General features: G+C 53.4%; 17 protein-coding genes and 3 pseudogenes. 6 read left to right on the top strand and 14 right to left on the bottom strand.

What is annotated here, in order from left to right; all coding sequences use genetic code 11:
* Positions 1-186: 186 nt before the first annotated feature.
* The 3 genes from AB4P97_RS10695 (at position 187) to AB4P97_RS10685 (ending at position 3174) form a co-directional block, all read left to right on the top strand.
* Positions 187-804, top strand: coding sequence for a hypothetical protein (locus AB4P97_RS10695; RefSeq protein WP_395602626.1), 618 nt, complete (start codon positions 187-189; stop codon positions 802-804).
* Positions 801-1565, top strand: coding sequence for a hypothetical protein (locus AB4P97_RS10690; protein ID WP_395602625.1), 765 nt, complete (start codon positions 801-803; stop codon positions 1563-1565). The genes AB4P97_RS10695 and AB4P97_RS10690 overlap by 4 nt, the downstream gene beginning before the upstream one ends.
* 85 nt (positions 1566-1650) lie before the next feature.
* Entirely contained in the window at positions 1651-3174 is a 1524-nt protein-coding gene (locus AB4P97_RS10685) for an RNA-binding domain-containing protein (RefSeq protein ID WP_395602624.1), read from the top strand.
* 113 nt (positions 3175-3287) lie between these two features.
* On the opposite strand, the gene AB4P97_RS10680 is transcribed toward AB4P97_RS10685, so the two are convergent.
* Complete coding sequence (locus AB4P97_RS10680; RefSeq protein ID WP_395602623.1) at positions 3288-4388, bottom strand: hypothetical protein; 1101 nt, start codon at positions 4386-4388, stop codon at positions 3288-3290.
* 618 nt (positions 4389-5006) lie between these two features.
* A pseudogene (locus AB4P97_RS10675) lies at positions 5007-6038 on the bottom strand (tyrosine-type recombinase/integrase).
* A 141-nt stretch (positions 6039-6179) separates the two neighbouring features.
* On the opposite strand from AB4P97_RS10675, the gene AB4P97_RS10670 reads away from it, so the two are divergent.
* Positions 6180-6578 carry a hypothetical protein gene (locus tag AB4P97_RS10670; RefSeq protein WP_395602622.1) on the top strand — a complete coding sequence of 133 codons (399 nt, stop codon included), beginning with the start codon at positions 6180-6182 and terminating at the stop codon, positions 6576-6578.
* Here the strand turns inward: AB4P97_RS10670 and AB4P97_RS10665 are convergent.
* Positions 6575-7278 (bottom strand): annotated as a pseudogene (locus tag AB4P97_RS10665) (Nin-like protein); the annotation flags it as partial. The gene AB4P97_RS10670 and the pseudogene AB4P97_RS10665 overlap by 4 nt on opposite strands.
* 135 nt (positions 7279-7413) lie before the next feature.
* The gene (locus AB4P97_RS10660) at positions 7414-8154 is read right to left on the bottom strand and encodes an FkbM family methyltransferase (protein WP_395602621.1); all 741 of its coding nucleotides are present in this window, start codon (positions 8152-8154) and stop codon (positions 7414-7416) included.
* A gap of 79 nt (positions 8155-8233) precedes the next feature.
* Between AB4P97_RS10660 and AB4P97_RS10655 the strand changes: the two genes are divergently transcribed.
* A complete protein-coding gene (locus AB4P97_RS10655; RefSeq protein ID WP_042559371.1) occupies positions 8234-8713 on the top strand; it encodes a chitinase in 480 nt (159 codons plus the stop codon).
* Positions 8714-8768: 55 nt separating this feature from the next.
* Positions 8769-9059 (top strand): annotated as a pseudogene (locus tag AB4P97_RS10650) (lysis protein); the annotation flags it as partial.
* 76 nt (positions 9060-9135) lie between these two features.
* Here the strand turns inward: AB4P97_RS10650 and AB4P97_RS10645 are convergent.
* The 10 genes from AB4P97_RS10645 to modC all read right to left on the bottom strand — a co-directional run bounded on the left by AB4P97_RS10645 (position 9136) and on the right by modC (position 16979).
* Positions 9136-9441 carry a DUF6482 family protein gene (locus AB4P97_RS10645; protein ID WP_042559369.1) on the bottom strand — a complete coding sequence of 102 codons (306 nt, stop codon included), beginning with the start codon at positions 9439-9441 and terminating at the stop codon, positions 9136-9138.
* Between the two features lie 14 nt (positions 9442-9455).
* Positions 9456-10166, bottom strand: coding sequence for an SDR family oxidoreductase (locus tag AB4P97_RS10640; protein WP_395602620.1), 711 nt, complete (start codon positions 10164-10166; stop codon positions 9456-9458).
* The gene (locus AB4P97_RS10635) at positions 10163-10705 is read right to left on the bottom strand and encodes a DUF3833 domain-containing protein (RefSeq protein ID WP_042559367.1); all 543 of its coding nucleotides are present in this window, start codon (positions 10703-10705) and stop codon (positions 10163-10165) included. Before AB4P97_RS10635 ends, AB4P97_RS10640 begins: the two co-directional genes overlap by 4 nt.
* Positions 10706-10787: 82 nt before the next feature.
* The gene (folE, locus tag AB4P97_RS10630) at positions 10788-11345 is read right to left on the bottom strand and encodes a GTP cyclohydrolase I FolE (RefSeq protein WP_047301436.1); all 558 of its coding nucleotides are present in this window, start codon (positions 11343-11345) and stop codon (positions 10788-10790) included.
* 452 nt (positions 11346-11797) lie between these two features.
* Positions 11798-12082: a hypothetical protein gene (locus AB4P97_RS10625; protein ID WP_042559365.1), complete on the bottom strand. Its 285-nt coding sequence runs from the start codon at positions 12080-12082 to the stop codon at positions 11798-11800.
* A gap of 270 nt (positions 12083-12352) precedes the next feature.
* On the bottom strand, positions 12353-12583 hold the full coding sequence (locus AB4P97_RS10620) for a hypothetical protein (RefSeq protein ID WP_042559364.1): 231 nt from the start codon (positions 12581-12583) through the stop codon (positions 12353-12355).
* 121 nt (positions 12584-12704) lie between these two features.
* Positions 12705-12935 (bottom strand): hypothetical protein, encoded by a 231-nt coding sequence (locus tag AB4P97_RS10615; protein WP_042562104.1) that lies wholly within the window; start codon positions 12933-12935, stop codon positions 12705-12707.
* A 71-nt stretch (positions 12936-13006) separates the two neighbouring features.
* Positions 13007-14644: an ATP-binding cassette domain-containing protein gene (locus AB4P97_RS10610; RefSeq protein ID WP_115146936.1), complete on the bottom strand. Its 1638-nt coding sequence runs from the start codon at positions 14642-14644 to the stop codon at positions 13007-13009.
* 145 nt (positions 14645-14789) lie between these two features.
* Positions 14790-15827 (bottom strand): DNA topoisomerase IB, encoded by a 1038-nt coding sequence (locus AB4P97_RS10605; RefSeq protein WP_042559362.1) that lies wholly within the window; start codon positions 15825-15827, stop codon positions 14790-14792.
* Between the two features lie 72 nt (positions 15828-15899).
* Entirely contained in the window at positions 15900-16979 is a 1080-nt protein-coding gene (gene modC, locus AB4P97_RS10600; RefSeq protein WP_395602619.1) for a molybdenum ABC transporter ATP-binding protein, read from the bottom strand.
* Between the last annotated feature and the right edge of the window lie 3 nt (positions 16980-16982).

Below are 16982 nucleotides of genomic sequence, written 5' to 3'. Positions count from 1 at the left end.
CTCCTATCGGCCATTAGCAGCCAGTCACCACCGCCAGAGAACAATAAAAAGCGGCACATAAATAGCTTGGGCTGATCCTTCCTAGCTACTAAAAAACACCCGACGAGTAGGCCCTTCATACCTATTCACCGATTGCATGGCAATGTGATATACCTCGAAGTAGGAAATCAAGAACAAGGGGGAGCTATGACTGCAGCAAAGTTGCGAATTGATCTTTCGATGGGCCTGATAGAGGTGGAAGGCTCCGAGGCTTTTATTCTAGAGTTGTATGGAGATTTCAAGGATCGGATCTCTCAACCCGCTCTCGGCGTTACTCAACCTCCTCAGCCTTTGCTGCCGCCAACACAAGCGGTCGACTCTGGGGCCGTGGAAATACCACACGTGCCAGCTGCTAAGGCCAGTTCAGCGCTAAAGCCAGTAGCCGCCGCTGCTTCTCGCAAGCCAAAACGCTCAAAGAAAGAAGAGCCTAAGCTGCTTACGGATCTAGATCTAAATCAGGGTACTCTAGGCAGGCTGAAGGACTTTCATGCCAAATATGTCCTAAAAACAAATATGGAACACAACCTAGTGTTTGCTTATTTCCTGAAAGATGGCATGGGCTTGGAAGAAATTGGTGAAGATCATCTCTTTACCTGCTACCGCACAGTGGGCATCAAGATTCCCAGGGCTCTACGCCAAAGTGTACTGGATACCGCCCAAACAAAAGGCTGGATAGACACAGATGCCACGGGACTGATCCGGCTTACTACCGTTGGCCGAAATCATATAGAACATGATCTCGCGAAGGTTACCGATGCCGTATGAGTAGGCTTGAGACCTTTGCACTCAGCATTCCAGACTTAGCCACCCGCTCGGCAGCTGAGTTGATAGACTTCTTTGTCTATTACTTAACTGTAATGGAAAATTCCCCTGCGGCGCGGGCGACCGAAGTCACAAGGTGTTTCAGCGAATTGCGAATTGCTCCTTACAGTAATGTAAGCGCCTACCTAAATAATAACTCAAATGCGAAGAAAGGAAAGAAGTTCATCAAGAGCGCAGCAGGGTACGTTCTGAATAGGAATTCCCAGCTGGACATACAAAAAAGTATCCATACTGGTCCAGCTCGAATAGAAACGAGTTTGCTGTTGCGCAAATTGCTGCCTAATATTAAAAGTTTTCAAGAGCAGAGTTTTTTACAGGAGGCCATTGATTGCTACGAGATTGGTGCGCGCCGCTCGGCAATAGTTATGACGTGGCTTCTAACGATTGATCATCTATGCAAGTACGTATTTGAAAAAAAGCTTTCTGAATTTAACTCCGTTCTTGCTTCCAATAATGACAAAAGAGTAAGGGTCGCTGCAATTAGAGCGGAAGATGATTTTTCGGAAATTCCTGAAGGCAAGCTTATTGAGTTTCTGAGGCAGGCCGGAATAATTTCTAATGATGTTCGTAAAATCTTGGAGACGAAGCTCGGAATACGGAATAGTGCAGCACACCCCGCTGCGATAACTATATCAGAAGTTAAGTCTACGGAGTTCATCATCGATCTTGTTGAAAATATCATAACCAAGTACCCCAGGAACTGATTCGAAAGCCTCGCGCGCGATATTAATCGTGCAGCGACCGATAGATAAATTCAATTCTCATATGTACGGAGACGGATGTTAAGGAATGTCCGGCCACCAACTGACGGGGTCACGTACGTTTCTGAGAGAATTGAATAAACAGCAGGAATACCAAATGGCGACTGAGAGCGAAGTTCGCATCGGCGGTACGTATCTCGGGGGTACTGCCAAGCGTGTTGGAGACCACCAGGCAATGCTGTTCAACGCATCCGATCTGGTCGCGGTTGGTGGTATTGCAGATGACTCATTTTTTCGCGCCTACCAAATCACTGTTCGAGAACTACGCCGCAGGCTAGAAGCATTGGGGTACTCACTCACTCACGTTCGTGAGCAGATTGTCAGCACCCTACAAAAAGGATATGAGGAGTTAAGTGATGACGACATACCCCAGTGCAAGTTGTTTCTTGACTATGGCTGTAAAGTTACAGTCGAGCAGCTTGTTGAGCTGGTCAGCCAATGGAGAAGCGAAGACAATAAAAGTTATAACTACATGGCACAGTTCGACCTGAACAACTATTCAAGCACCCTGCTGGACTTCATACAGGGTTGTAGTTCCGAGTTTTTGCTGCCCTCTCAAAATATTTGGATTCATGGATACCAATTCGAACGACTGCTCTGCGAAATTTACTCAGATGAGGACGTGTTTCAAATAGACTTCACTAGACTTGTCAAAGCTGGATACTACAAGCCCGACGACCAACCCATAACCAATGAATTTGACAGATTGATGTCACAATTCAACCCTCTCTCGTACAGGCTTATGGAGAAAATCAAAGATGAAGAGTCTGAAACGCTTGAGTTCAAGACCTTGGTGTCAAGTAATCCCACAAAATCAATCGGCCAACAACTTCCAAAGTACCTTATTGGCTTTTTGAATGGAAAAGGTGGGCGAATTCTCTTCGGTGTTAGTGATGCAGGCATAGTCGAAGGCGTCACGTTAAGTCGGGAGGGACGAGACCAATTACAGAGAAATATTGGTGCCGCAGTATCGTCTATCACCCCTAACTTCCCACAAGCTGCGGTTGAAATAATCCTTCGACCATTGATCAGTGTTGGAGCGGAGATTGAAGATAAGTTTGTTATAGATATCAGAGTGCCAAGCGGCAGGCCTAATGAAATGTATTTTACCCACAGTGGTGACACTTGGGTTCGTCACGGGACATCAACGTTCGCCCTGAAGGGCCATCAATTATTTGTTCATATTTGCACTCGTTATAGTTCTGCTGACGATCTATTAAGAGTAATAAGCCAACGAGCACAAACTGCTATTGAAGAAGTTCGAAGATTAGAGAAGAACGGTGAGCGCTCCGAGGTGGAACTCGCTAAGAAGCAAGGCGAATTAATGGCCTTGCGGGAAAGCGTGTCGTCTGCGTGGCAGCTTCTCAAAGAAACCGACCTAATTTGCCCAATGTGCGAGTCACCGCTCGCGATCAGACATTCTTTCACGGAAAGTATGTCTATTGGCGGTAAGGATATTGATGCAGACCTAGAGTATATACAGTACGAATGCGGGTATGCCACCCGAGATGACCGTGATGAACCAGTATCGCTGTGCTCTAGACGATCCTAGGCGCCAACCAAATGACCAGAAGTACGCCAAGGTGCTGCCAGCAGCCCTCGGTCAATGTCCGCTTTTTGGCCGGAAGCAGACGTCAGTGAGCAGATGCTTCCAGCCAGATGCAGTCATTTATTTTTGGTGTCTTTGCTAGTTACCTTAAGCAGCTTAAGATTAGATAGGTGGATATCTAGGTCGTCTAGATCAATTTGTTTTAAGCAGAGTAGAAGAAGTGAAAGGTAGAAATACCCAAATAAGAAATTCCATGTTGCAGCGGTAACGGTGTCAGCGTTGGAGAATATACTGTTCACACGCGATGCTACGTTCCCATGGATATTGTTGTTTCTTGAGGCATACAGCAAGCTAAACACTAAAAACTCTATCCTCTGAATCTCAGATGCAAATGAAATTTCCTGAGGTAGCGGATTTCCATTTGTATCGAATTGATCTAGCGTTGGATTGTTTACTAAAATCCTTTGGAGCTCTTTCCTCATTGCTCGGGTTATTTTTCGAGAAGTTTCTGCATTTGCTTCGCTGATACCATAATTTACGCTAGTTTTATCTACAGCTTCCTTAATGGAGCAAATTTTTGAGTAGTTTCGTCCGTAATTCCAATATAGATGATTGTGAATTACTTTAAATCTATTTGCGAATGTTTGATACGAAGACGAGATATGGATTTCTCTTATTTTAGTTTGGTTCTGGTTGTCGTTATGCCTCGTAACAGCCATGCCCTTCAAAATGTATGAGGCCAAAAAGTTAAGGGTTTTATCCGGCAAGCGCTTTGCGAACTCAATGACAATTTCATTTATCGTCTTGTTTTCATAATCGTCGGGGATTGCCGCTTTGTTTTCAATATTTGATTGAAGGATATTAGAAATCAAGTCCAATGACTTTTCAATCGCCTTGGTGTCGCCAAGTCTTTTGCTAGTTGTGTTGTGTATAAGGAATAAATCGTTATAGCTGTTATTGATGGCTGTCCAAAGGTATGTAAATGCCATGTCGGGGCGACGAGGAAGACATGAGTACGAGTCAATAAGTGCAGTGACGGCAATGTACGGAATCTTTTTTGGGTTTGCAGCCCAAGACGCTGGATTAAGAAACTTAAAACCTTCAAACCATCGGAGCATTTCGTTTTCTGGCGCTGGTAGTATCTTTTCATGTCCTTTGGAAGTGTAACTAGTTACAAGCCTGTACAGATCCGTTAGGCGTTGGTCTTGCTGACTCATAATGCTCCCTGCTAATCGAGAATGAATTTTTGACGAAATCTACCATGCCGTCTTATCGTTCGCATCTAGCTAGCTGTAATCGTAATGCGATCATGGTAGCTAGAGATCGTGACGGTGCTTAGTGAATCGACCACAGGATCGTAGACTCCTTCGAGTAGCCGCTTTTGGCCGATAGCGGCCTTAATGACCTGTTCATTGAATTCCGCCCTATGTTCAATCGGCCCCCACACCTGGCCCTGGTATGGGAGCCTTTTTTTGTGGCCGTGGAAGCCGGTCCGCCCAGGGCTGGTCTACCATTCCTTGGCTGTCTGGCTACTGACGTGCATCTGAGTTGTCTTAAAATGCGTGATCCTACAGCCCGATTTCTTTCCGCAATTTATTTTCAGGTGCTGGTTTTGCTGTCTTGGAACGGAGGGGAAATTTCGGTGATGCGGAAAAATGCTGGCCGTAAGCTTCTGAATTAGAAGTAAAAAGTTATGGACTTAAAATCCCCCGCTGGTAAGGGCGTGCCGGTTCGATTCCGGCTTCGGGCACCATCTTAAATCAAGGGTTTGCGGGCGAAAGCTGATGCAAGCCCTTGTTTGTTTCTGGTCCGCTATTTTGATGTCGGTCCGCAATTCACTTGGTGGGAGTAACTTTCTTGCCCATGCGATTGCGTATGTATTGCTCAGTCATCACAGCGGTCGTATGCCCAAGCTGATCTCTCGCCTGCATGATGTCACCGCTGGACTCGGCTTTGTCTGTGCCTGCCTTGGCGCGCAAATCCCGCATCTGAAATTCAGATTTTTCCACCCCGGCCGCCTGCCTGGCCAAGTCAAACCTCCTACGCAACATCGCCACCGTCATTGGTGTGCCTTCCTCTGTAACGATCAGCCGCGTCGAGCGGACCTTGTGTTCTGACTTTCGGGACATGATTCGATCAATCAAAACCTTCAGCTCGCCTGTTATCTCGATCCGACGCTTTGCCTTAGTCTTTCCCTGCAACACCCAAATCTGCCCGTCGCGCACGTCGCGTTCATCCATCAACCGGGTATCGGTCACTCGTTGACCGGTCAAATAGGCGAGGTCCATCGCGTCTTGTAGCCCCGCGTCCGCCTTGTCGTGTACGCGCTAGAACAGCGCATCTTCGACATATGTGTCCCGGCCGGTTTCTTTGTTGCCCTTGATGCCCGCGCATGGGTTGGCAACCGATGTGTAGCCCTTATCCCGGGCGTAATTCCAGATCGCGCTGAGCAGAGCCTTCTCGCGATTTGCCCGCACCGGCGCGGCCTTGCGCCAAGTGAGGTACTGGCGAACGTGCAATGGCTCGATCGTTTCCAGCGGTGCGGGTGGATCGTCAAAGAAAGCGATCAGGTTTTTCAGCTCACGCTTGTTGTCAGCCTGAGTGGCTGTGCCTTTGGTTGGGACGATGTCGACCATGTATTTTTCGGCGACGTAGCGGAATGTGATGACCTTTGCGACCAGATCGGTTGCGGTGCGATCACGCTCAAGCTTCGCGTATTCCATGATCGCCAAGCCGTAATCGCTGTCCAGCGGAATTTCTTTGCGGTCCTTGCCGCCCGTGTCGTAGTAGTAAAACACCCGGTCACTGGCTTTTTTTCGTTCTCTCAGCCTGGCGATCGATCCGGGTTTGCTTGGTCGTCCTCCCATGTCAGCTGGCCTTACGTGAATTACATACGGGATTTTCAGATTCAAACGTGCTGACGGCGGTGACGGCCATCGTGGTGACACTTGGCCAGCCGTTCATTTTCTCGTAGCTATATCGGCAGCAAACCAAATGAGGGACTGAACATGAGAGATGGCGATTACCCGGAAGAAGCTCTTCGACCGTTCAGGGCCGTCGCAAGCAAGTACCTTGCAGGTATATGGATTGCGCTCTCAGGAACTGTAATCATTTCAATTCTTTCCTTGGAGCCTTCATTCATTCCGGAGGGGCAGGAAGCTTCTTTGTGGTTCCAGCGAAGCGGGTCGATAAAGACTATCGGCGCACTGTTTATTGGCATATTTGCGGAAAACCTCAGGTCCAGGCTGCGCGGACAGTTCATGGGGGACATCTATGTGATGCGTGTTTTTAGTGAGGTCAAGGTTCACTTCGTCATTGCGACCTTTGGATCCTTTGCACTCACGATTATTGGAACGCTTATCTGGGGTTACGGAGACCTCATCTATTCTTGGTACTTCCGAAACTAATCACCGCAGAAGCAGGAAATTGTTTCCTCATGGTCTGCGAACATGTCGAACTGCGTATCTGAATAGTCGAGCATTTGCTGGTAGCTGGTCCGGTCACTGCGGAATCGGGCGCCGTCGCCGGTGAACTTGCCGCCGGACACAACTGAGCTTTCCGTGCGTGCGCACCATTCGGCCTTTGGCCGGTCACTGGCGATGATTGAATAGACCTGCTTGGCACCCTTCAGGAAACAAAGGTCGCAGTTGCCTTCCAGTGTCCTACCGTTGATCGTCGGCAGCATCAGGTCGAACGGTTGGCCTGCCCAGAAGTCCGTCACGTCCTGCACGCCGACACCGGCGTCAGCCAGCGGCATCAACATCGTGACCCACTTGCTTTCGCTGGTGCTTTTGCGGTGCCGGATCTTCACGACTCGGCGTGGATGCCGTTCATCTTGTCCACCGTAACCTCCTCGGTAGATAGGCCCAAGCTGCGCAGGTACTTGTGAATGATGCGGATCTTCAGGTCGATGGTGCAGAACCGGGTGACTGGATTGGGCAGGTACTTGCGTTTGCGAATCAGGGCTTCGAACGGTTCGCCCTGGCGGCTGGCGGTGGCGTAATCCACCACCGCAACGCCCTGGTCATCGTCGCGAAACTCCAGCCAAACAATTGGCACCACCCAGCGCTCTGCGCATTCCCGGACAAATTCCAATGTGGCCTGGTGTATCCGATGACGATTGAGTGGCCTGCCTCGCCGGAAGCCAAGCCAAACACCCATCCAGATTAACCGGCATTGTAATTCCAATAACCAACGGTGTATTGGGCGTCCGGCTTAGAGTACCCAATACAGCTTTTTTGATTATTTGAGGAGTAAGAGTTTCTTGATGGAATCAGTCAGGCTAAGGCCTTGGTATATATAAAATGTGTTTGTTGTTGGTCCATTCATCGGCAATAACTTGTTTTCATCGTGATCATAACGTCGTGCAACATATCCCAATGATTTCATGATTGTGGATACGTTGTGCCAATCTGAGTTTTCTACCATTATTATTGGCTTCGATCGCTCGATGGTTCTTTTTAATCCGCGAAGAACCATCGACTCGGCGCCTTCGACGTCAACCTTAATTAGGTCGGGAGATAATTTTAATTCATCACCAACCCTCAAGTCGCATTTGACCTTCTCCAGCCTTGTAAGCCCGCCGCGCTCCAAGAACTTTTGCTTGACCCAAGGAAGTTCGTAGTATGAATCTGTTATAGAAGCCTCTTCTATGAAGGCCTCTCCGTTTGAATATGGTATGTTTAAATAAAAGCTGCCCCCTTTATCGGCTAGGCCGTAGGGGTTTATTTCTATGTTTCCGGGTACTTCGCTCGCTAGGCTATTTAGTTCGCCTATAAGTATCGGGTTTGCTTCATACGAGTGAATGGTTGCTTCTGGAAAAAGTATTCGGAAGGATATGATGCTTTGGCCAAGATTTGCACCTATATCGAGTATTGTGTTGATGCGTCTTGAGCCTAGCGTGAAACCATAAAAATCAGTGTCATGAACTTCTTTGGTTTTCCATCGTTGCATCACTGCTTCTGATAAGTGCTTTAGTTCCATGAGCGACTCAATCCTATTTTTATTTAACAGAACAAACCTCGGAGCGCCACTGTACGTCTAATCCTTTCTGGAGAAAAGAATGTCTATCACATCGCAGCAGCTGCTGCAGATCCTCCCGAACGCCGGCCAACGAGCCGGCGTTTTTGCACCTGTCCTGAATACGGCGATGCAGCGGTACCAAATCGTTGGCAACAAACTCACCACCGCGTTCATTGCTCAGATTGGTCATGAGTCGGGCCAGCTTCGTTACGTCCGCGAGATTTGGGGGCCAACCGCCGTCCAGCATGGGTATGAGGGGCGCGAAGACTTGGGTAACACCGTGGCCGGCGATGGCAGGAGGTATTGCGGGCGCGGCCTAATCCAGATCACCCATCCCGAACTGCTCGAGTTTCCTCAGCACGCCGCGGTGGCGGTGGCATGGTTCTGGAAACAGAACGGATTAAACGACTTGGTAGATCGGGATCAGTTCAACATCATCACTCGACGTATCAACGGTGGGTTGAACGGGTTGGCTGATCGGTTAGAACTTTGGGATCGGGCCCGTGAGGTGTTGGCGTGACCGTGCCGTGACGGTTGATTGGCGTGCTGGGGCTGGTGGTCGGCAGCTTCGGTAGCGGCTGTCGACTAGCGAGCAAACTCGCTTCAGGAAAATTACTGATGCCCAACGTGACCAAGATCGCCTGCGCGATCGCCTTGCCACTGCTGATGTCCGGCTGTCTGTCCTCCTTGACGCAACCGACGCTGCCAAAGGCAGCGGTTTGCCAGCCACCTCCGGCGCCGGCGGCGTGGATCATGCAGGCGTACGAGTCCAGCTTGACCCAGCGCATGCTCAACGAATTATCGCCATCACCGATGAAGGCGACCGTGGACTGATAGCTTTGCAGGCGTGCCGAGCGTATGTAAGGGGTGAGCGTCTCGAACTGGTTCTCGTACATTCTCAGCTGGTGACGGCAGGTTTCGCGAGGCCCGGCGTTGTCCGATTCATAATGGCGTGGTGAGCGAAAACGGAAGGCGCAGTTCTTCGACAGGCCCTGTATCCCGGCCGCACATTTCGTCGTGCACGCATTGCTGCACCAGCACGCAAGGAAATGCAGGGACGGTCTGCAGCAAGTCACGCAGGTGGGTGATCGAACGCAGGTGCATCGGCTTGGTCGCATCATCAAGCAAGGTGAACTGGCCGTGGTCCAGGCGGATCCGCGCCAGATAAAAACCACCTTCGAGTGACAGCAGTTCCAGCTCGCGTATTTCGCTGTTGGCCGCATGTTCAGTGAGGGTCTTCAGGTTCATGCTTCACTCCTTGCCTACCAGGGCAGGCGTTCTCCATCGTAAGCAAAGAAATGGCCGCTATCGGCCGGCGTCAACTGGTCTATCAAGGTCAGTAATTGGGCCGCGGCAACGTCTGCCGGCCGGGCACTGGAGGCTCCGCGGAAAGGTTGCGACAACCCCGAGACAACCGTGCCTGGGTGCAGACTGAGCAAGCGGCTCTGCGGGCGAGTGCGTGCCAGTTCGATGGCGGCGGTCTTGATCAGCATGTTCAGTGCAGCCTTGGAGGCACGATAGGCGTACCAGCCGCCCAAACGGTTGTCGCCAATGCTCCCGACCTTTGCCGAAAGCATCGCCATCGCTCCCATAGGATCGAGCAGCGGCAGAAAGTGGCGCAGCACCATTGCCGGCCCCAGCGCGTTCACTTGAAACACGGTCTGAAGCGCCTCCGGCTCGATTGCACTGAGGCTTTTTTCCGGCTTGATCCCGTCGCGATGGAGTAGGCCGGCCGCGTGTACGATCAGTTGATACGGTGCTTCGGTTGCCAGCTCGGTGGCGGCGCTGGCAATCGTTTCGGGTCGTTCAAGGTCCAGCTCGGGAACGGTATGGCGCCCCAGCGCGCGAACCCCGGCACAGCGCGGATCCTGTTCGAGCTGTTCGCAAAAAGCCGTGCCGAGGGTTCCACCGGCGCCGATCACCAGCGCGCGATAACCGTCGCCGAGCGAGTCCATGGTCAATACGCGATTCATTGGCTCGCACCGGCGCCCTGGCGACGGAAGAATAGCGTCACCTGGCCGACCTCTACCCCGAACTTGGACATAGTGGTGCGGTTGATCAACGTGTCCTCGTCCATCAGGTACATCCAGTCGTCCATGCTCATTTCGTAGGTCGAGTCGTCGACCGGCAGGTTCAGGCGATAACGCCAGTGCAACGTGTTTCCAGCGATTTGGCCCTTGGCGACACCCACCACATCATCTGCGCGACCGCTCCAGCGCCCCTGGCCCTCGGGCGTGAGGGTCCAGACGCGGCGCTGGCGTGTGCCGTCGCTGTATTGGAAGCGCTCGTCGAGAATCAGGTTGTTGCCCTCGCGGCGGCTGACGATGTCGACCTCGAAGCGCTTGACAACCTCACCGCTGCGCTTCTGAAACATCCCCCAGGCTTTGACGGGCTGGCTGAAAAAATGCTCCAGATTCAATGCCGGTTGCTGATCCGCATAACGGGCGACATCCACACTGCTGCAACTCCCGACGCTGAGGGCCATTGCCAGTATCAGTAGAAATCGGGTCATTGCCTTACTCCCTGAAGTACAAAGGTGATGAGTGTGAAGTTTCGAACTATGGGCTTGTACAGTGGGCAGGCCCTGTATAGGTTTATCGCCGTCCGATCAGCTGTAGAAACTCCTGCCGCGTCGTCGAACTATCACGGAAGGCGCCCAGCATTACGGAGGAAGTCATGACCGAATTCTGCTTCTCTACGCCGCGCATCATCATGCACATGTGCCTGGCTTCAATGACCACCGCCACACCGGCGGCATCGGTGATCTGCTGGATGGCTTCAGCAATCTGCCGAGTGAGGTTTTCCTGGATCTGCAGGCGACGCGCGAACATATCAACCACTCGCGCGACCTTTGATAGCCCCAGCACCCTGCCGGTGGGGATGTAGGCCACATGCGCCTTACCGATAAAGGGCAGCATGTGGTGCTCACACAAGGAATAAAGCTCAATGTCGCTGACGATCACCATTTCATCGCTCTGCGACTCGAACAAGGCACCGTTGGTGACGTCCTCCAGGCTCAACGTGTAGCCATTGCACAGATACTGCATCGCTTTGGCGGCACGCTTGGGCGTGTCTAACAGCCCCTCGCGCTCGGGGTTTTCACCGACGCCGACGAGAATTTCACGGTAATGGCTGGCTAGTAGTGGGTTCATTGAAGTTTCTCGCGGCGTTGGTATGCGTGAGGGCCAATCCGTAGCTAAAGAGTTGTACGCGGCCAAGTGCTTTGTATAGGTTTTATTCAAGATAGGCTGAAAAAAATCATCTGACAATGAATCGGCAATCTTTTTATGCAGATGCGAAACCCTCACATCGCAGATGTGTGAGGTTGCTCGGATAGCTTCTCGGAAGCCAATGCCACGACGTGCACTTACAACCTGGTATGGGAAACACTTACATGGCAGCGCCGCCAACCATCGCGGTATCGGCGGCGAACCTGAGTCCAGTGTTAATTTCCAGAAGGGTTGGTCAGACGATAGCAACGCGTTTGACGAACGCGTGGATGATGCATCTCTTTGATTCTTCTCCCCGTCGAATGAGCGGCGATGGATCTACGCAGAAGAGACACGAAAAAAGGGCCGAGAGAATCGGCCCTTTTTATGCTGTCCTAAACAAAGGCTTGTCCGCTAAAGCCGCGGGGCAAGCGCTGAAGTCCGGCCATCGTCGTCAGCCGTTCAATCCATTCGGCGCGCCAGTTGGTTGGGCCGTGTGGGGTTTTTGCTCTTCGCGCGGTGCGGCGGGCCGCATTGCGCTGGTCTTTTCTTGCTTGTTTGAAGGCATCGGTATTGCGGCAACTGCGGCACTTCACGCGATTGAGTTCTTTGCTCGCGCTCAGTTGTTCACCTTTGTGACCACAGGCCAGATGCCCGTCGACGTTGAAATGGATGACCATGAAATGTCTCCTTCGTGACGTGTACAAATTTTGACCATTTGAATACAACGACGTTCGGGGAGCTTTTCGACAGGAAAAAAAACACCCGCATGCGGGCGGGTGAGAGGGGTGTTTCTAAAGGAGTAACTCTACTGTAGGCCAGCAGATGTGATGGTTGTGTGAAAAGACCCACGCCAATTCAAAATCCAGATAAAAAGCGCCCAGGCAGGATTTCGGTGACACTTTTGCCACCGCTGGTGAGGCTCAGATGATTACCGCGCAAACCCACGGTCATCTGAATCGAGGCAGTGGCCGATCAATAGGCTTGAGCGCCGACAGTGAGTTGCGAATCAGCGGAGCATCTTTTTCGATGTCATTCAGGCGATCGCGGATGCGCAGGGCTGTCGGGTGCCCGCCCTGGTGATCGACCCAGTCGGCTATCTCTTTGCAAGCGGCCGCGAGCCGGGCCTGCCGGGCGTCGAGCAGGGTGAGGAGGGTGGTGATGGACTCTTTTTCGGACATGAAACACCTCCGTACGTTGAAACCGCTGAACAGCAGCAAAAAGCCCGCGAGTTGCGAGCTTTCTGCCGATGGGGCGCTGCTCCTTCAGCTGGTTTCAGTATAGGCCCGCTGCTGATCGGCATCAGCTTGATAACTGTCGGGCCGGTGTGGTTGAACTGGCTGCGTTGAGGCGCTTGCATTCGTCTCGAGCGTCCTCTTCCACGTCGTAGCCATCGCCAATGAAACCGCCAGTGCGGCTATCGCAGATGCGAAACCAGCTTTTGGCTTCTGCAGGATCATGCTGGCTATCAGTGGCGCGTCGCCCGTGAATGATGATCTTGTTGCAACGCTTCACGATGAAAATGTCTTCCATGGCGTCACCGCAGTTGATTCGTGTCACATCAACTATAGAAGTCTTCAGCAATTGTGCAAAAAACAGCCAGGTCAGCTCGTCGGTTGCAGACGCCATCCTTCGGCGTGCCACTGCAGTTCATGGGTTGGGTTTAACGCCCGTAGAAACGCCTGATCGTGGGAAACCGCCACAATCGCACCAGGAAAGGTCTGCAAGGCTTGCTCGAAAGCTTCTACCGAAGTCAGATCAAGGTGATTGGTCGGTTCATCAAGCAGCAGTAGTTGGGCGGGTGTCTGACGCCATAACGCCAGAGCAAGCGCGGCTTTCAGGCGTTCACCGCCACTGAGTGAAGCGCAGGGCAGGGTGACGCGCTGCGCGTTGAGTTGCAGGTGTGCCAGGTAACTGCGCAACGTGCCTTCGCTCAGCGGTGTTTGTTGCTCCTTCAGCTGTTCAACGATAGACATACGATCATCCAGCGACGTCAGTTGCTGATCGAGGAAAGCCAATGGCACATGGGTGCTGCAAGCGCCGGACAGTGGCTTCAGTTCACCGCTTAGCAGGTTCAACAACGTCGATTTGCCACAGCCATTCGGACCACTGACCGCAATACGCATCGGCCCGTGGATGCCGAGGTTCAGCCGCGACGATGGTGCATCAGCCGCTAGCCAAGGCAAACGAGCGTCGATCAACGTGCAGATCCGACGTGTACTCGGTACAAGGCTGCCCGGCAGATTGATCAAGACACCCTCGTCAGGCAGGACCTTCGCGAAGGCGTCACGTACCCCGGTATCCAGATCGGTTTTGCGTGACTGCTGGCCGAGGCGCACGTTGCCCATGATTTCCCGCGCAGCCGCTTTCATCGCCGCCCGTTTGAAGCCCGCCACGTTGGCGGTCTGTGCGTTGCGCCGACTGCTGGCAGCGTGGCGCTGGATTGTGTCGTGCTCGCGTTGCAGTCGCGCACGCTGGCGCTGGCGTTCGACTCGGGCCTGATCAAGCTGTGCCTGCGCCGCGGCTTGATGGATCTGCCGCTGTTCAGTGAATTCTGAATAACGCCCCCTGAAGACAGTCGCCCCCAATGGCGTGAGTTCGACAATTCGACGCATCTGTTCCAGTAACTGGCGGTCGTGACTGACGACAATCAGGCCACCGCGCCATGCTTCCAATGCGTTCATCAGCCATTGCCGACCCGCGTTGTCGAGGTGGTTGGTCGGCTCATCCAGCACAAGTAATTGATCGGGATTCAGCAGCGCGCCGATCAGGGCGATTCTGGCTTGTTGGCCACCGCTGAGCGTTTGAGTGAGGTCGCTGGCAACGATGTCGGGCAGTCCGGCTTCATCCAGTCGCTGACGCAAGCGCTCCGATAAATCCCAACGTTCGCCGATGAGGTCGAAATCCTCGCTACTGGCGCAGCCCATCGCCAGCCGCTCGAGCGCCGCGAGCCCCGGCGCCGTGCCTGTTGCTTCGGCCACTGTCTGCCCGCAAGTTGCGACAAAGTTTTGCGCGACGTAGCTCACCGAAACCGGACGCACCACACTGCCGGTGACAGGCTGCAATTGTCCTGCTATCAGCCGCGCGAGCACGCTTTTGCCGATGCCATTGCGACCCACGATAGCAGTCGGCAGATGATCGAATTTGAGAGTGAGGTCGTTGAAAATCGTCTCGCCATTGGCGAATTGAAAGCCCATTTGATTCAGGGAGACGAGTGCAGGCGTACGCGAGACGTGAGTCATCGGCACCTCCAGAAAATGTCGTGAAAACTGACAAGCGCTAATAAGCGGCAAGTCGCGATTACATTTTTAGAAGGCCGGATTGTTCACGTTTGCGATCATCCTGAGGACGGAAAGGTGGCTAGCCTAAAGGAGGGTGCGCAGTCGATCAAGGGGCGACGGTCATCTCGCTCATGCGTTCGAGAAACATCGCCAGCGCCACTTCCTCGGTGCGCAGCCCTTTGCGTACGCGTGGGCGCGGCAATTCGGCAAGCGCGCCTAGCATGAAATTTTCCACCACGGCCGGGTGGATGTAGCACTTGCGGCACACTGCAGGCGTGTTCCCCAGCTGTTTGGCGACGCCTTTGACCATGTCCACCACATGCCGTTTAGCTTCGGTTTCTGATTCATGTTTAAGCTCGCGCAACACAGATAAGGCCAAGGCGCTGCCGGCCCAGGTGCGGTAGTCCTTGGCGGTGAAGTCTGCGCCGGTCAGGGTTTTCAGGTAGTTGTTGACGTCGGAAGAGCTGACGGTATGCCGTTCGCCGTGTTCATCCAGATACTGAAACAGGTTCTGCCCGGGGATTTCCAGGCAGCGTTTGATGACCCGCGCCAGGCGTCGATCCTTCACGGTGATCTGGTGCTCGATGCCGCTCTTGCCCCGAAACTGGAACAGGATCGCACTGCCGTTGACCTCGACATGTCGGCTGCGCAGGGTGGTCAGACCGTAGGAGCGATTATCCCGCGCGTATTGTGTATTGCCGACTCGAATCAGCGTTGCGTCAAGCAAGGTGATCACCGTGGCCATGACCTTGTCGCGACTGAAGCCCGGTGCAGCCAACAGTGCTTCCAGTTGTTTGCGTAACTTCGGCAATGCCTGGCCGAACTCGCGCAGCCGCGAATACTTGTCGGCATCACGCACCTCACGCCAGCGCGCGTGATATCGGTATTGCTTGCGGCCACGGGCGTCGCGGCCGGTGGCTTGAAGATGACCGCTCGGGTCGGGGCAGATCCACACGTCGGTGTAGGCCGGTGGCACGGCAAGGGCGTTGATGCGTTTGATCTCATCCGCATCGGTAATGCGTTGCCCCGACGGTTCGAAATAACTGAACTTGCCGCGCAGTTTTTTGCGGGTGATGCCGGGCTGTGTGTCATCGACGTAATGCAGGTCGGATGGCAGTGCATCGATCAGCTCGGTGTCGGGCATGGCGGCTTCCTTTGGTGGCGCAGTGGTCGTTAAAGCCATTGACCGCACGCCGAAGCCGTCGTGCCGAATGATTTACGCGAGCACCGCGACTGCCTTTATTTGCGCCCACAACTGCAGGCCAGGACGCACGCCCAATTGATCGCGGGAGAACCTTGTAATGCGCGCCAGCAAAGGCGTGCCGCCCGCGTCTAGACGAATCAGCACATGCGCGGCATTGTCCGCGGCCTGCTCACTGATGACGGTGACCGGAAGGCGATTGAGAATGCTGCTGGATTCGCTGTTTTGCAGGGTCAGGCTGATGTCGCGCGCATGTACCTTGCAACGCAAGGTCTGGCCCACCGCCATTGGCGCATGCGTTACGCGGATGCTCATTTCGGTGGCCGGCAATTGCAGGCTCAGCAGCTGATAATCCGCGTCGTAGGCACAGACCTGGCCTTCGATGATCACGCCGGCGTCATCGCCCATGGCCATCGGCAAGTCCAGACGCGCGAGGGTTTCACCAATCGGCCCGCTGGCCAGGGCCTTGCCGTCGCTGAGCAGCACCAGATGATCGGCCAGGCGCGCGACTTCGTCCTGCGCATGGCTGACGTACAGCAGTGGAATATCCAGCTCATCATGCAAGCGCTGCAGGTAGGGCAGGATTTCGTTTTTGCGCTGGCTGTCGAGTGCTGCCAGCGGCTCGTCCATCAGCAGCAGTTTTGGGCTGGTCAGCAGCGCACGGGCGATGCCGACACGCTGACGCTCGCCACCCGAGAGATGCTGCGGATGACGCTCAAGCAAATGCCCGATGCCAAGCAATTCAGTGGCGTGCGTCATGTCGACCCGGCGCTGCGACTTGGCAATACGTTTGAGACCGAACTCAAGGTTGGCCAACACTGACAGATGCGCAAACAGGCTAGCCTCTTGAAACACATAACCCAGCGCGCGTTTGTGCGGCGGGACGAAAACACCGTTGTCGCTGTCCTGCCACACCTCGTCGTTGACCCGAATAAAGCCTTGCTCTGCGCGTTCAAGCCCGGCGATACAGCGCAGGCACGTGGTTTTTCCCGACCCGGAGTGGCCGAACAGCGCGCTGACGCCGCGGCCCGGCAAGTGCAGATCGACATCCAGGCTGAAGCCTGAAAAGGCCATTTTCAAACGTGCATCAATCATCGA

Origin of the sequence: Pseudomonas sp. A1230 (assembly GCF_044218825.1) — a bacterium.
In the GTDB taxonomy this organism is placed as follows: domain Bacteria; phylum Pseudomonadota; class Gammaproteobacteria; order Pseudomonadales; family Pseudomonadaceae; genus Aquipseudomonas; species Aquipseudomonas iridis.
This window is presented reverse-complemented; position numbering and strand designations above follow the sequence as displayed.

Excerpts from the sequence above, each read along its gene's own strand:
- AB4P97_RS10695 (WP_395602626.1), top strand. The coding sequence starts at position 187 with ATGACTGCAGCAAAGTTGCGAATTGATCTTTCGATGGGCCTGATAGAG.
- AB4P97_RS10690 (WP_395602625.1), top strand. The coding sequence starts at position 801 with ATGAGTAGGCTTGAGACCTTTGCACTCAGCATTCCAGACTTAGCCACC.
- AB4P97_RS10685 (WP_395602624.1), top strand. The coding sequence starts at position 1,651 with ATGTCCGGCCACCAACTGACGGGGTCACGTACGTTTCTGAGAGAATTG.
- AB4P97_RS10680 (WP_395602623.1), bottom strand. The coding sequence starts at position 4,388 with ATGAGTCAGCAAGACCAACGCCTAACGGATCTGTACAGGCTTGTAACT.
- AB4P97_RS10670 (WP_395602622.1), top strand. The coding sequence starts at position 6,180 with ATGAGAGATGGCGATTACCCGGAAGAAGCTCTTCGACCGTTCAGGGCC.
- AB4P97_RS10660 (WP_395602621.1), bottom strand. The coding sequence starts at position 8,154 with ATGGAACTAAAGCACTTATCAGAAGCAGTGATGCAACGATGGAAAACC.
- AB4P97_RS10655 (WP_042559371.1), top strand. The coding sequence starts at position 8,234 with ATGTCTATCACATCGCAGCAGCTGCTGCAGATCCTCCCGAACGCCGGC.
- AB4P97_RS10645 (WP_042559369.1), bottom strand. The coding sequence starts at position 9,441 with ATGAACCTGAAGACCCTCACTGAACATGCGGCCAACAGCGAAATACGC.
- AB4P97_RS10640 (WP_395602620.1), bottom strand. The coding sequence starts at position 10,166 with ATGAATCGCGTATTGACCATGGACTCGCTCGGCGACGGTTATCGCGCG.
- AB4P97_RS10635 (WP_042559367.1), bottom strand. The coding sequence starts at position 10,705 with ATGACCCGATTTCTACTGATACTGGCAATGGCCCTCAGCGTCGGGAGT.
- folE (WP_047301436.1), bottom strand. The coding sequence starts at position 11,345 with ATGAACCCACTACTAGCCAGCCATTACCGTGAAATTCTCGTCGGCGTC.
- AB4P97_RS10625 (WP_042559365.1), bottom strand. The coding sequence starts at position 12,082 with ATGGTCATCCATTTCAACGTCGACGGGCATCTGGCCTGTGGTCACAAA.
- AB4P97_RS10620 (WP_042559364.1), bottom strand. The coding sequence starts at position 12,583 with ATGTCCGAAAAAGAGTCCATCACCACCCTCCTCACCCTGCTCGACGCC.
- AB4P97_RS10615 (WP_042562104.1), bottom strand. The coding sequence starts at position 12,935 with ATGGAAGACATTTTCATCGTGAAGCGTTGCAACAAGATCATCATTCAC.
- AB4P97_RS10610 (WP_115146936.1), bottom strand. The coding sequence starts at position 14,644 with ATGACTCACGTCTCGCGTACGCCTGCACTCGTCTCCCTGAATCAAATG.
- AB4P97_RS10605 (WP_042559362.1), bottom strand. The coding sequence starts at position 15,827 with ATGCCCGACACCGAGCTGATCGATGCACTGCCATCCGACCTGCATTAC.
- modC (WP_395602619.1), bottom strand. The coding sequence starts at position 16,979 with ATGATTGATGCACGTTTGAAAATGGCCTTTTCAGGCTTCAGCCTGGAT.